We start from the raw sequence: 13,133 nt of genomic DNA on the forward strand, positions 1-13,133 counted from the left end.
CCTTTGGCATCAGCCTGCAGACGCCCGGGCGTCTGCACCCTTCACTTCCCTTTCCCCTGCTTCCAGTCCCCAGAGCCGTTCAATGGCTACGCCTGTGCGGCTGCCGGATGGCTGTGCGGCAGCGCTATAGGCGGTCAGTGACTGACCATCGGCCAGGCGCAGGGAAAGCACATGGCGCTCGCCGCGAAAGATGCAGCGCTCCACCTGTGCCGGCAGCCCGCCCTCAACGCCCGTCACCACATGCTGGGGCCGCACAAAGCCTCTCGCCCTGCCCTGATCACTCAGGCGCTGGGCCTCACTGCCGGTCAGCCACTCGCCGGCCGCGGCGCGGGTCAGATGCACGATACTGCCCTGACCGATAAAGCGGGCGACGTCGACATCGACAGGCTGGTGATAGAGCGTCTCGGGAGTGGCGAACTGTTTGAGCCGGCCCGCCTGCATCACCGCGACCCGATCGGCCAGTGCCATCGCCTCATCCTGATCATGGGTGACATACACCATGGTGGTGCCGGTCTCGCGGTGAAAGTCGCGAAAGTAGTCCTCCATGCTGGCGCGCAGATGGCGGTCCAGATTGGCCAGCGGCTCATCGAGTAATATCACCGCCGGCTGGCTGACCAGACAGCGCGCCAGTGCCACCCGCTGACGCTGCCCGCCGCTGAGTTCCCGTGGATAGCGCCCGGCCATGGCGGTCATGTCCACCCGCGCCAGCACCGCCTCCACCCGCCGGCGTCGCTCGCTGCTGGCCACCTTCTGGACCCGCAGCGGATAATCCACGTTGCCCGCCACGCTCAGATGCGGCCAGAGTGCATAGGACTGAAACACCATGCCCATGCGTCGCTGCTCGGGCGGCACCTGCATTTGCGCACTGGAGAGCCGTTGATCGCCCAGATAAATCTCGCCGTGATCCGGCGTCTCGAAACCGGCCAGCAGCCGCAGCGTGGTGCTCTTGCCACAGCCGCTGGGGCCCAGCAGCGCCACGAATTCGCCCGGCTCGATGGTCATCGACAGCCCTTCGAGCGCCACATGCTGGCCGAAATGTTTGGCGAGTGCCGTCATCGATAGCCGACCTGCATTCATTGTTGCCATGGCAAAACCCCTTTCGGCAGGCGACGCGCCATCAGCTCCAGCGCGCCCATGAGCGCCACCACCATGGCCACGGTGACCACCGCCACGGCCGAGGCCAGCACGCTGTCGCCGCCGTCATCCAGATTGAAGATCAGCACGCCCAGCGTCTCGTTGCCGGCTGACCACAGAAGCGCCGACACGGTCAGCTCGTTGACCGCGCTCAAAAAGACCAGCAGGCCCCCGGCCATGGCAGCCGGCGCCACCAGCGGCAATAAAATATCCCATAGCCTTCGCATCGGGCCGGCACCGGCCAGCCGGGCGGCCTCTTCAAGGCCCGGGTCCAGCTGGACGAAGGCGCTGTGCAGCGGCTTGAGCGCGACGACCAGAAAGCGTGACAGATAGGCAATGAAGATGATGCCCAGCGTGCCGTAGAGCGAGTATTCGATGATCGGCAGCGGCCGGCTGAACACCATGATGCAGGCGATCGCCAGCACCACGCCCGGCAGGGCAAAGGGCACATCAAAGAGTGCCGCGCACACGCCCAGCACCCTGGAGCGTCGGCGCGCCAGCTGCCACGCCAGCGGCAGGGTCAACGCCACCAGCACCACGGCAGCACTGCCGGCCAGCCACAGGCTGTTGGTGAAGGCGCGTGCGGTGACCGCCTGGCGGGTGAACATCTCCTGATAGGCGGCCAGGCTCAGGTGCTGCCAGTCCAGCCCCATGCCAAACGCCGGCACCAGCGAGGTGCTGATCAGCGCCATTAGCGGTGCCACCAGAATCAGCGCCAGAATGGCCCACAGCATCAGCGTGAGCGGCCACCGCCAGTGTCCGGTGGCAAGGGTGAGCGCCCGGGCGCCCTGCCCGCCCAATCGATAGTCACGCCGGGCCAGCAGATGGTGCTGCAGCCAGATGCCCACCCCCACCAGCGCCGTCATTAATAGCGCCAGCGAGGCGACGCGGTCCAGTACGCCGGTGCCAAAACCGGCCAGCTGCTGATAGATCAGCGTGGGCAGGGTGTAGTAGCCCACCGGGATGCCCAGCATCGCCGGAATGCCGAAGTTGCCAAGTGCGGCGATGGCCGCGATCGCCGTGCCGGCAATCAGCCCCGGCGCGCACAGCGGCAGGATCACCGTGCGCCAGACCGTGCGCGGCGCGGCCCCGCTCAGACGCGCGGCCTCCACCAGCTCTGCCGGCAGCTCGGCAAGGCTGGCCCGAAGAGCCAGAAACACCATCGGCGCGTGCTGAATGCCCAGCAGTAGCGCAATGCCCTCCGCGGAATAGAGCGGCTGCGGTGCGCCCAGCGCCGGCGCGATGCCCAGCGTAATCAACAGCGTACTGGCCGGGCCGAACAGCTGTAGCCAGGCCAGTGCCGTCACCTGGGGCGGAATCATCATCGGCAGCATGAAACAGATCACCAGCGCCCGCCGCCCGCGCAGGTCGGTCAGCGCCAGCGCAAAGGCAAAGAGCATCCCCAGCACCACGCTGATCAGGGTACCCAGTGCGGTGGTGTAAAGACTGTGGCCGGTGGCCCGCCAGGTCGTGGTGCTGGTCAATACTTCAAACAGCGGCGAGTCGCGCCACTCGGCAGGCGCGGCAAGCGTGGCCAGCAGCGCCTCGATGAGGAGCTGCCCCACCGGCAGCAGACAGATCAACAGCGCCGGCACAAACAATAGCGCCGGCCCGAGCCGTGGCAGACCTCGCATCATCACCGTTGCCGCCATCAGGAGGAGAAGATATCGGCAAAGCGCGCCTTTTCAGCCTCGGCCTGCTCGAGCGCCCGGGTGGCCGAAAAGGGCAGCGGTTTGATCTGCTCGCGGTCGGGATAGCCTTCCGGGGCGCTGACGTCATCGCGCGCCGGCAGGTAGCCCTGCTGGCTGACCAGCTGCTGACCCTCGCGCGAGAGCAGGAACTCGACAAATTTACGCGCGGCCTCAACGTGTTGGGCACCCTTCATGATCGCCACCGGCTCGGTGACCACGCTCACCCCCTCCTCGGGGTAGACAAACTCGATCGGCGAGCCCTTCGCCTTTTCGCGCAGGGCCATGAAATCGACCATCACGCCATAGGGTTTGGTGCCGGCCGCCACCTGCTTGAGCACCCCGCCGTTGCCACCGTTGGGCGTTACCCCGTTATCGGCGAGCGCCTGGTAATAGGCCCAGCCAAAGCGCTCGTCATTCACCATGCTGTCCAGATGAATCAGCGCTGCGCCGGAATAAAGCGGGCTGGGCATGGCGACCTGGCCCTTGTATGCGGGCTCGGTGAGATCCTGCCAGCGCTGCGGCTGCTCCGCGGCGCGCTGGTGATGGACGATGCCGGTGGCGATCTGCTTGGTGCCGAAGTAGTAGCCCTCGGGGTCATACAGCGCGTCCGGATAGTGCTCGAGCGCCTCGGGCTGGTATTGGGCCAGCAGGTCCTGCTGACGCAGGTTCTCGAGACTTACCGCATCGGCGACCAGCAGCACATCGGCGCGGTGCTGCCCGGCGGCACGTTCGGCCTCCAGACGGGTCATCAGTCGCGTGGTGCCATCGCGTACCCACTGCACCTCGATCTCCGGGTGGGCCTTTTCAAAGGCATCCACCGTCTGCTGGGCATCGGTATTGGGCTGGCTGGTATAGAGCATCAGCGACTCGGCGCTGGCCAGCGGTGCTACAAGCGTGAAGGCCACGGTGGCCAGAGCGGAGAGTCCGGAGCGAAACGCAGGAAACGAAGTGACAGTCATGGGCAGGGGCATGGGCAGAGGCATCGGCAGGTGAACGGGAGCATGGGCCGATATCGTGGCCGGGCAACATGACAGTCTTGTGACGGGCGCCGACCGGCGCCGGCGTTGGTATGATCACGGCGCATGCCCGCTGGGCAGACAATAACAACCTCTCACAAGGCAGGATCATGTCCGACTCTCTTTCTCCTGATGTCTCTCCCGGTCGGGACCGTTTCGCCCGGTCTCGCGCGCTGCCGGTGCTGGCCCTTCTGGCCGTGCTGTATCTGATCGCGCTGGCGGTGGGCTATCACATCAATGCCGTGGTGCTCACGATCGTGCTGATGGTGACGCTGTGTCTTCTGCAGATTCCGGTGGCGATTGCCCTGATCGCGGCCGCGCTGCTTGGCGGGCTGCATGCGGGACTTTCGATGGAGGCAACGCTTGCGGCGTTTAACGACAATCTTCTGGTCGGCGCGCAGGTCGGGCTGACCTACGTCATGATCGGCGCGCTGGCGGTGGCCCTGGGGCGCAGTGGCCTGCTGGAGCTTTTGGCCCGGAAGCTCTCCACCGCGCTGGATCGTGATAGTGCCGCCACCGGTCGCGGGATCAGGGCCCTGCTGTTTGCCATGCTGATGATCGCCTCGCTGCTGTCGCAGAACCTGGTGCCGGTGCACATCGCCTTTATCCCGATCCTGATTCCACCGCTTTTGGGGCTGATGAACCGGCTGCGGCTGGACCGGCGGGCAATCGCCTGCGTGCTGGCCTGCGCCATGAGTGCCACCTATCTGTTGCTGCCCACCGGGTTTGGGGCGATCTATCTCAACGAAATTCTGCTGGCCAACGTCAATCAGGTGGGCGAGCCGCTGGGACTGACTGCCACGGCCGCCATGGCACCGAAAGCGATGGCCCTGCCGGTGCTGGGGATTCTTCTGGGTATGCTGGTGGCGGTGCTGGTGAGCTATCGACGCCCGCGCGACTATGTATCTTCACCGTCTGACACGCCCGTCCCGCAGGCCGCCAGTGCCGTGACACTTCAGTCACCAGTGCCGGCGACACTCAACGTGGGTCAGCTGGTGATGACGCTGATCGCGCTGGGCGTGGCGCTGCTGTGTCAGATCGTTTTTGACTCGCTGCTGCTGGGTGCCCTGATCGGCTTCATGATCATCAGCGTGACCGGCATTTTCCGCTGGCGCGAGCAGGATGATGTCTTCACCCAGGGGCTTCGCATGATGGCGCAGATTGCCGTCATCATTACCGTGGCCTCGGGCTTTGCCGGCGTGCTTGGCGCCACCGGCGAGATCGAACCGCTGGTCAGCGCCGCGGCAGATCTGATCGGCGACAACATGGCGCTGGGTGCCTTGATCATGCTGGTGGTGGGGCTTTTCATCACCATCGGCTTTGGCGACTCCTTCGCCAGCGTGCCGATTCTGGCGCCGATTTATATTCCGCTGGCCCTGGCGCTGGGGTTTTCGCCGCTGGCCACCATCGCATTGCTGGGGGCATCTGCAGCGCTGGGTGATGCCGGCTCGCCGGCCTCGACCATCACCCTGGGCGCGACGGCCGGGCTCAATGCCGACGGCCAGCATGACCACATCAGGGATAGCGTGATCCCGACCTTTCTGCACGCCAACCTCGGCATGCTGGCGTTGGCCTGGGTCGCCGCCATGGTGCTGTAGCCGACAGCGCAGTACCTGATTCCAACACAACGCCCGCCCTCAATTCGAGGACGGGCGTTGTCGTTTGTCAGTGCCAGCGATTGCTGCCGTTCAGGACCTTGAGCGGTAATCCTCCAGCGCCCTTTGCAGCACCTCGTGGGCCTCGCTGACCGGGGCAAAGCCCTTGAGTTCGATGACCTTGCTGCCCTCCGGCAGCTGCTTGTAGACCCGGAAAAAGCCCTCGAGACGCTCGCGCTCCATGGCCGGCAGGTCATCAAGGCTTTTCACCTCATCCCAGGTGGGGTCCACGTCGTGGGTGGGCACGGCGATGATCTTGTCGTCTGCCTCGCCGCCATCAATCATGCGCAGCATGCCGATGGGGCGTACGGCCATGATCGCCCCCGGCACGATCGGCGTGCGGGTAAAGGCCATCACATCGAGCGGATCACCATCGCCGCCCAGGGAACTGGGGATCGAGCCGTAGTTGGCCGGATAGGCCATCGGCATGGACAAAAAGCGATCGACGATCACATGCCCCGCCTCGTCCAGCTCGTACTTGATGGCGCTGCCCGCCGGGATCTCGTTAACCATCAAAAAGGTCTCCGGTGCGCCCTCGGGCTGCGGGATATCGGCCAGGCCGCCGGCCGCCTGAGCCGAAAGCGTGGTGACAAGCGTCGCGGTGGCCAAAAGCGCAGCGGCAAGACGGCGTGGTGCAAACATGTTGATGACTCCGGATCGACAGGATAAAAGGCCGTCCAGATTGAGACAGGGTCATGTCACGGCGATGACAGTGGGCAGCGCTGTATGGTTGACAATATCAACCATATGGCGGATGGTATCGAGAATCACTTTCATTCATGGTCATGAAATAATGGCGTCAGCCGGCAACGCGCTCTTCGGACTTTTGCATGTTTACAAGCGTGCCCTGCGCGAGCGCTGCCGCGCCGCCGGGGTCACCCTGCCCCTGTCGCATCAGCGCGTGCTCACCGAGATCGGCCACCATGAGGGCATCATGGCCCGCGAGGTGGCCGCTGCGCTTTTGCAGGACAAGGGCCTGATCACCCGGGTGACCCGAGAGCTTGAGCGCGACGGCCTGATCGAGCGCCACCCGCACCCGAGCGACAGTCGCGCCGCGCATCTGATGCTGAGCGCTGACGGCCGGGTTCTGTGTGATCGCCTCAGTGCCATCGAACAAACGCTCGAGGCGCAGATGGGGGCCGATCTAAGCCCTGCCCGGGCCAGTGATTTCATCGAGACCGTCAACGCCATGACCGATCAGCTTGATCGCGACCAGGAGAGCCCATGAGCCGCCCCGCCCCCCGCGTTTTTACCGTGCTGAACAAGACCCTGATCACCCCGCACATGCTGCGCGTCACCCTTGGCGGCGAGGGCATGACGACCTTCCCCGAGGATCAGGCCGGCACCTACATCAAGCTGATGTTCACCCGCGATGACGGCACGCCGTTTATGCGCACCTACACCGTGCGTGCCCAGCGTATCGATTCCATCGATGTGGACTTTGTGCTGCACGAGGACGGCGGCCCGGCCGCGCAATGGGCCGAAAACGCCGCCCCCGGTGACACCATCGAGATCGGCGGCCCCGGCCCGCGCAAGCGCGTCGATACAAGCGCCGACTGGTTTCTGTTCGCCGGTGACATGACCGCCCTGCCGGCGATCAGCGACAACCTGGAGAACCTGCCCGCCGACGCCCGCGGTCACGCCGTGATCGAGGTGCTGAGCGAGGCCGAAATTCAGTCGCTTGATAAGCCCGAGGGCATTCAGCTGCACTGGGTGGTCAACGAGCATCCAGGTGAAAACAGCGACGTGCTACCCGCCGCGGTGCGCGCGATCGACTGGGAAGAGGGCCGCCCCGCCGTCTGGGCGGCGTGCGAGTTCTCCTCGATGCGCCAGCTGCGTCAGTACTTCAAGACCGAGCGCGAGGTGGCCAAAAGCGATCTCTATGTGTCGAGCTACTGGAAGCTGGGCCTGAACGAGGAGCGCCACAAGACCGCCAAGCAGGAAGACGCCGAACGCAGCGCCTGATCACACGGGGCGCCCTGGTGGCCGGGGGCGCCTACGCCGTACAATGGGCGTCGATCGTACCCTGCCTATTCGCGAGCGCCCATGACCCTGCCTTCACCGGAACTGCTGCCCCCGGAACTCGAGACCGAACGTGCCCCGACCGGTGCCTGCCCCTATGACGCGCTGGACGATGACGCGCTGCTGGCCCGGGTGCTGGAGATCTTCGACCGCGGTTTTGTCGCGCAGAAGCTTTCCGGAGTGAGCGCTCACTGGACACGCGACACGCTGACTCGCCACCTCAAACGGGGCAGCCAGACACCGCTGAGTGACGCTGAGCGCCGGGTGCTGATCACCCTGCTGCCGGCACCGCCGTCGCATCAGCACCGGGCCGACTTCACCTTCATTGATCTCTTTGCCGGCATCGGCGGTATTCGTCAGGGTTTTGAGGCGGTCGGCGGTGAGTGCGTATTCACTTCCGAGTGGAACAAGTACGCCGTGCGCACCTACAAGGCGAACCACTACTGCGACCCGCAGACCCACCGTTTTAACGAGGACATTCGCGATGTGACGCTCTCCGCGCGGGATGACGTGGACGAAGAGACTGCCTACGCCCATATTCGCGAGCAGATCCCCGAACACGACGTGCTGCTGGCGGGCTTCCCCTGTCAGCCCTTCTCGCTGGCCGGCGTCTCCAAGAAAAACGCGCTGGGGCGCAAGCACGGCTTTGAGTGCGACGCCCAGGGCACGCTCTTTTTCGATGTCGCCCGCATTATCGCCGCGCGCCGGCCGCCGGCGTTTGTGCTGGAGAACGTCAAGAACCTCAAGAGTCACGACCAGGGCAAGACCTTTCGCGTGATCTGCGAGGCACTCGATGAGCTGGGTTATGACGTCGCCGACATGGATGCCCCGAAGGGCCGCGACCCCAAGGTGATCGACGCCCGTCACTTCGTGCCCCAGCACCGCGAGCGCATCGTGCTGGTCGGCTTTCGCCGCGATTTAAACGTGCATGAAGGCTTCACCCTGCGCGACATCAGCGCCCACTTCCCTGCGCATACCCCCACCTTCGGCGAGCTGCTGGATAGTGAAGTCGATGCGAAGTATGTGCTTACTCCGAAGCTCTGGCACTATCTGTATCAGTACGCTCGCAAGCACAAGGAAAAGGGCAACGGCTTCGGCTTTGGCCTGACCCGCGCCGAAGACACCGCCCGCACACTGTCGGCGCGCTATCACAAGGATGGCTCGGAGATCCTCGTCGACCGTGGCTTTAACGAGGCGTTGGCCTTTGACGCCCCCGAGAATCTGACCAATCGCCCCCGGCGCCTGACGCCGCAGGAATGCGCGCGCCTGATGGGTTTTGATGCCCCCAGGGAGCGGCGCTTCGTGATTCCAGTGTCGGATACCCAGGCCTATCGCCAGTTCGGCAACTCGGTGGTGGTGCCGGTGTTTCAGGCCGTGGCGGAGATGATGAAGCCGAGAGTGATGGCGGCGAAGGGGACAATGGAAAAGCAGGACGCTGGAGCAGCATCGATGGCTGCCATCTCCTGAAACATTCCCGAAGCGGCAAAAGCCGCTTCGGATATTGATATTCTCCTGCTCGATAGTTCGTCTGCAGAACCTATGGTTCCAAGCCAACACCCCCCATCAGATCATTCCTGTCTGCTTTCTGAACGCCACTACCCTCCTGCCCTTTCCCCCAAATTCCCACCCCTCCATTTTTACGTCCTTTTTACGCGCCAGCCCTGAAATCGGTCTCGATATTTTACGCACGTCGGTCGCACGCTGAGCCTGTCCTTCAAGGAGTCAAGGCGATGCAGATGGTTCTGCTGGTGCTGTCGTTGTGTGTCGGTCTCTACCTGTTGGTGGCCCTGCTGTGGCCCGAGCGCTTTTAAGGAACCCCCCATGAACGAGGTCATACTCTGCTATGCGCTGGTCCTCGGGCTGGCCTTTCCGCTCGGCATCTACATGGCCCGGGCGCTGGATGATGAACGCGAAAGCCGGATCGACCGGCTCTTTCGACCAATCGAGGCGGTGATCTACCGCCTGGCGGGCGTTAATGAAACGCGCGTGATGCGCTGGCCGGCCTACGCGCTGGCCGTGGTGGTGCTGCATCTGCTGTTGATCGCCCTGGCCTGGGGCGTGTTCATGGCCCAGGGGGTGCTGCCGCTCAACCCGGACGGCATTGCCGGCATGTCCTGGGATACGGCGCTGCACACGGCGGTGTCGTTTGCCACCAATACCAATCAGCAGCACTACTCGGGCCAGGCGCAGCTCTCCTACCTGAGCCAGACGTTTGCCATCGTGACGCTGCAGTTCATCACTCCGGCCACGGGCCTGGCGGTGCTGCTGGCGATCGCGCGGGTGCTGTTGAAGAAAAGGGCGGCGCCTGTCGCGGAGGCCACCGGGCAGAGCGTCGGGGTGGGCAACTACTACCGCGATCTGGTCCGCACGCTGGTGCGCATTCTGTTGCCGCTGGCCATGGTGGTGGCGCTGTTGCTGACCTGGCAGGGCATGCCGAGCACCTGGCAGGGCGCGCAGACGGTAGCGCCGCTGGATCAGTCGGTGGCCACCACCCAGCAGATCCCGCTGGGCCCGGTGGCCTCTATGGTGGCGATCAAGCAGCTGGGCACCAACGGCGGCGGCTGGTATGGCCCCAATTCGACCGTGCCGCTGGAAAACCCCACGCCCCTGTCCAACCTCATCGAAACCGTCTCGCTGCTGCTGATTCCGGTGGCGCTGCTGGTGGCCATGGCGGTCTTTACCGGGCGGCGACGCCTGATGGCGGGCATCGGCGGGGTCATGCTGGCCTTTTCGCTGATCTCGACCTCGGTGTTGATCGCTTCCGAGCGTCTGCCCAACGCGGCGTTTGAGGGGCTGGCTGCGGTGGGCAGCGCCAACCTGGAGGGCAAGGAGCTGCGCTTTGGCCCCGAGATGTCGGCGCTGTGGGCGAGCTGGACCACCCAGACCTCCAACGGCTCGGTCAATGCCATGCACGACAGCCTCAACCCGATGGGCGGGATGGTCACGCTGATGGACATGTTCATCAACGTCACCTTCGGCGGCATCGGCGTCGGGCTGATCGGCTATCTGCTCTATCTGATGCTGGCGGCCTTTATCGGCTCGCTGATGATCGGCCGGGCGCCGGAGCTGATGGGCCGGGCGCTGGAGACCCGCGAGATGCGCCGGATCTCGCTGGCCATTCTGGCCCAGCCGCTGGTGATTTTGGGGCTGACGGCGCTGACGGTGGCCGTGCCCGGCCTGGTCGGCACCTCCAACCCGACCTTCCACGGCCTCTCCCAGGTGCTTTACGAGTACACCTCCGCCTTTGCCAACAACGGCTCGGGCTTTGAGGGGCTGGGAGACGGCACGCCCTGGTGGAACCTGACCTGCGTGGTGGCCCTTTTGATCGGGCGCTTTGTACCCATGCTGGTGCCGCTGGCAGTCGCTGCGTGGCTGGCCGGCAAGCGCATGGCGCCGGCCGGGCGCGGGACGCTTGCCATGGACAGCGGCGCCTTTGTGGGCCTGACCGCGGGCGTCATCGTGATCATCAATCTGCTGGGCTTTCTGCCGGTGCTGGTGCTCGGCCCGATCGCCGAACAGCTGACACTGGGTTACTAAGGAGCAGTCACATGTCTCAATCGATCCATGGTGAGCGGACCGCAGCGGAGGCTTCTGATGCTCGCGTCCCGGGCACGCAGCGCCCCCATATGGCGACCCTGCTGCTGGAATCGCTCAAGCGGCTGAGCCCGCGCGCGATGGCGCGCAATCCGGTGATGGCGGTGGTGGCCGTGGGCACGCTGGTCTGTGCGCTCTATACCGGGCTGGCGGTGCATGAGGGCGCGACCTTTGGCTTTGCGCTGAGCGTGACGCTGGTGCTGCTGGCCACGGTGCTCTTTGCCAACGCCGCCGAGGCGCTGGCGGAGTCGCGCGGCAAGGCCCAGGCGGGCAGCCTGCGCGCCACCCGCAGCCAGCTCAGCGCGCGACGGCTGGAAAGGGACGGCAGCGAGGTGACGGTCAGCGCCGACACCCTGCGCCGCGGCGATCGGGTGCGGGTGATCGCCGATGAAATGATTCCGGCCGACGGCGAAATCGTGAAGGGCGCCGGCTCGATCAACGAGTCGGCAGTGACCGGAGAGTCAGCACCGGTGCTGCGCGAGGCGGGCACCGACAACAGCGGGGTCAGCGCCGGCACCCGGCTGCTCTCGGATGAACTGATCATCGAGGTCAGCGTGGACCCGGGCGAGTCGCTGCTCGATCGCATGATTGCGCTGGTCGAAGGCGCCAGCCGGCAGAAAACGCCCAGCGAGCTGGCGCTGTCGGTGCTGATCACCACCCTGACACTGGTGTTTCTGATCGTGGTGGTGACCCTCTCGCCAATGGCGGCGTTTGTCGGCATCACCACCTCGCCGGTCATGCTGGTAGCCCTGTTGGTGTGTCTGATCCCCACTACCATCGGCGGGCTGCTGCCGGCGATCGGCATTGCCGGCATGTCGCGGGCGATGCGCGCCAACCTGGTGGCGAAATCCGGCAAGGCGGTGGAGATTGCCGGCAGCATCGACACCCTGCTGCTCGACAAGACCGGCACCATCACCCTGGGGGATCGCCGGGCGACCGAGTTTGCCTCCTGCGAGCGCGTAAGTGTCGAGCGTCTGCGCGAGGTGGCCTGTCGCTGCTCGCTGGAAGACCCCACCCCGGAAGGCCGCTCGATCGTGACGCTGGCGCGTGACCAGGGGTTTGATCAGCGCCTGGATCAGACCGGCGCCTCGTTTATTCCCTTCTCGGCCGCCACGCGACTGTCCGGCGTGGATCTCCCTGATGGCACCCGGCTGCGCAAGGGCGCGCCCAATGCGATTGCCGAGTTTGTAAAGGATCAAGGCGGCAGCGTACCCGCCGGCTGGTCGGCGCTGGTCTCGCGCATTGCCGCCCGCGGGGCCACGCCGCTGGCGGTGGCAGACGGTGGGCGGCTGCTGGGCGTGATTGCGCTCTCGGATGTGATCAAGTCCGGCATGGCCGAGCGGTTTGCGCAGCTGCGCGAGATGGGGGTGAAAACGGTGATGATCACCGGCGACAACCCGGTGACCGCCGCGGCGATTGCCGCCGAGGCCGGGGTGGATGATTACGTGGCCGAGGCGACCCCCGAGCGCAAGCTCGCCATCATCCGCGAGGAGCAGGCCACCGGGCGGCTGGTGGCGATGATGGGCGATGGTACCAACGACGCCCCGGCGCTGGCGCAGGCCGACCTGGGACTGGCGATGAACTCCGGCACCCAGGCCGCGCGCGAGGCGGGCAACATGGTCGATCTCGACTCCGACCCCGGCAAACTGCTGCAGGCGGTCGAGATCGGCAAGCAGCTGCTGATTACCCGTGGCGCACTGACCACCTTTTCGCTGGCCAACGATGTGGCGAAGTATTTCGCCATCCTGCCGGCGATTTTCGTGGCCAGCATGCCCTCACTCGGCGCGCTGAACGTGCTTAAGCTGCACTCACCGGAATCGGCGGTGCTGGCGGCAGTGATCTTCAACGCCCTGATCATTCCCGCCCTGATCCCGTTTGCGCTGCGCGGGGTGCGCTTCAAGGCCGATTCGGCCACGGGGCTTTTGCGGCGCAATCTGCTGGTCTACGGCCTGGGTGGCCTGCTGCTGCCCTTCCCTGCCATCAAGCTGCTCGATGTGCTGCTTGCCGGTCTGCTTTAGGAG

General features: G+C 65.2%; 11 protein-coding genes. 7 read left to right on the forward strand and 4 right to left on the reverse strand.

Going from position 1 to position 13,133, the window contains the following annotated elements; genetic code table 11:
• Positions 1–9: 9 nt before the first annotated feature.
• From IE123_RS07020 to IE123_RS07030, 3 genes are read right to left on the reverse strand one after another with little or no spacing between them, the layout of a single operon-like run.
• Complete coding sequence (locus IE123_RS07020; protein WP_189516512.1) at positions 10–1,086, reverse strand: ABC transporter ATP-binding protein; 1,077 nt, start codon at positions 1,084–1,086, stop codon at positions 10–12.
• Positions 1,074–2,771 carry an ABC transporter permease gene (locus IE123_RS07025; RefSeq protein WP_229819648.1) on the reverse strand — a complete coding sequence of 566 codons (1,698 nt, stop codon included), beginning with the start codon at positions 2,769–2,771 and terminating at the stop codon, positions 1,074–1,076. The genes IE123_RS07020 and IE123_RS07025 overlap by 13 nt, the downstream gene beginning before the upstream one ends.
• Before the next feature lie 14 nt (positions 2,772–2,785).
• Entirely contained in the window at positions 2,786–3,796 is a 1,011-nt protein-coding gene (locus tag IE123_RS07030) for an ABC transporter substrate-binding protein (RefSeq protein WP_229819649.1), read from the reverse strand.
• Positions 3,797–3,951: 155 nt separating this feature from the next.
• Between IE123_RS07030 and IE123_RS07035 the strand changes: the two genes are divergently transcribed.
• Positions 3,952–5,439, forward strand: a complete 1,488-nt coding sequence (locus IE123_RS07035) for a Na+/H+ antiporter family protein (protein ID WP_189516518.1) — start codon at positions 3,952–3,954, stop codon at positions 5,437–5,439.
• Between the two features lie 90 nt (positions 5,440–5,529).
• Here IE123_RS07035 and IE123_RS07040 read toward each other — a convergent pair whose 3' ends face one another.
• Positions 5,530–6,138, reverse strand: coding sequence for an inorganic diphosphatase (locus IE123_RS07040; protein WP_189516520.1), 609 nt, complete (start codon positions 6,136–6,138; stop codon positions 5,530–5,532).
• Between the two features lie 151 nt (positions 6,139–6,289).
• Between IE123_RS07040 and IE123_RS07045 the strand changes: the two genes are divergently transcribed.
• From IE123_RS07045 to kdpB, 6 genes are all read left to right on the forward strand, one after another.
• Complete coding sequence (locus IE123_RS07045; protein WP_189516522.1) at positions 6,290–6,724, forward strand: MarR family winged helix-turn-helix transcriptional regulator; 435 nt, start codon at positions 6,290–6,292, stop codon at positions 6,722–6,724.
• Complete coding sequence (locus IE123_RS07050) at positions 6,721–7,461, forward strand: siderophore-interacting protein (protein ID WP_189516524.1); 741 nt, start codon at positions 6,721–6,723, stop codon at positions 7,459–7,461. The genes IE123_RS07045 and IE123_RS07050 overlap by 4 nt, the downstream gene beginning before the upstream one ends.
• Before the next feature lie 81 nt (positions 7,462–7,542).
• Complete coding sequence (gene dcm, locus IE123_RS07055; RefSeq protein WP_189516526.1) at positions 7,543–8,985, forward strand: DNA (cytosine-5-)-methyltransferase; 1,443 nt, start codon at positions 7,543–7,545, stop codon at positions 8,983–8,985.
• 269 nt (positions 8,986–9,254) lie between these two features.
• The gene (gene kdpF, locus IE123_RS16320) at positions 9,255–9,329 is read left to right on the forward strand and encodes a K(+)-transporting ATPase subunit F (RefSeq protein ID WP_373295801.1); all 75 of its coding nucleotides are present in this window, start codon (positions 9,255–9,257) and stop codon (positions 9,327–9,329) included.
• 10 nt (positions 9,330–9,339) lie between these two features.
• Positions 9,340–11,055 (forward strand): potassium-transporting ATPase subunit KdpA, encoded by a 1,716-nt coding sequence (gene kdpA / locus IE123_RS07065; RefSeq protein ID WP_189516528.1) that lies wholly within the window; start codon positions 9,340–9,342, stop codon positions 11,053–11,055.
• An 11-nt stretch (positions 11,056–11,066) separates the two neighbouring features.
• Entirely contained in the window at positions 11,067–13,130 is a 2,064-nt protein-coding gene (gene kdpB, locus IE123_RS07070; RefSeq protein ID WP_308430201.1) for a potassium-transporting ATPase subunit KdpB, read from the forward strand.
• Positions 13,131–13,133: the final 3 nt, after the last annotated feature.

It is taken from the genome of Kushneria pakistanensis (assembly GCF_014652795.1).
In the GTDB taxonomy this organism is placed as follows: domain Bacteria; phylum Pseudomonadota; class Gammaproteobacteria; order Pseudomonadales; family Halomonadaceae; genus Kushneria; species Kushneria pakistanensis.

What these genes read in the sequence shown, in the direction of transcription:
- IE123_RS07020 (WP_189516512.1), bottom strand. Translation starts at nt 1,086, where the DNA reads ATGGCAACAATGAATGCAGGTCGGCTATCGATGACGGCACTCGCCAAA.
- IE123_RS07025 (WP_229819648.1), bottom strand. Translation starts at nt 2,771, where the DNA reads ATGATGCGAGGTCTGCCACGGCTCGGGCCGGCGCTATTGTTTGTGCCG.
- IE123_RS07030 (WP_229819649.1), bottom strand. Translation starts at nt 3,796, where the DNA reads ATGCCCCTGCCCATGACTGTCACTTCGTTTCCTGCGTTTCGCTCCGGA.
- IE123_RS07035 (WP_189516518.1), top strand. Translation starts at nt 3,952, where the DNA reads ATGTCCGACTCTCTTTCTCCTGATGTCTCTCCCGGTCGGGACCGTTTC.
- IE123_RS07040 (WP_189516520.1), bottom strand. Translation starts at nt 6,138, where the DNA reads ATGTTTGCACCACGCCGTCTTGCCGCTGCGCTTTTGGCCACCGCGACG.
- IE123_RS07045 (WP_189516522.1), top strand. Translation starts at nt 6,290, where the DNA reads ATGGCGTCAGCCGGCAACGCGCTCTTCGGACTTTTGCATGTTTACAAG.
- IE123_RS07050 (WP_189516524.1), top strand. Translation starts at nt 6,721, where the DNA reads ATGAGCCGCCCCGCCCCCCGCGTTTTTACCGTGCTGAACAAGACCCTG.
- dcm (WP_189516526.1), top strand. Translation starts at nt 7,543, where the DNA reads ATGACCCTGCCTTCACCGGAACTGCTGCCCCCGGAACTCGAGACCGAA.
- kdpA (WP_189516528.1), top strand. Translation starts at nt 9,340, where the DNA reads ATGAACGAGGTCATACTCTGCTATGCGCTGGTCCTCGGGCTGGCCTTT.
- kdpB (WP_308430201.1), top strand. Translation starts at nt 11,067, where the DNA reads ATGTCTCAATCGATCCATGGTGAGCGGACCGCAGCGGAGGCTTCTGAT.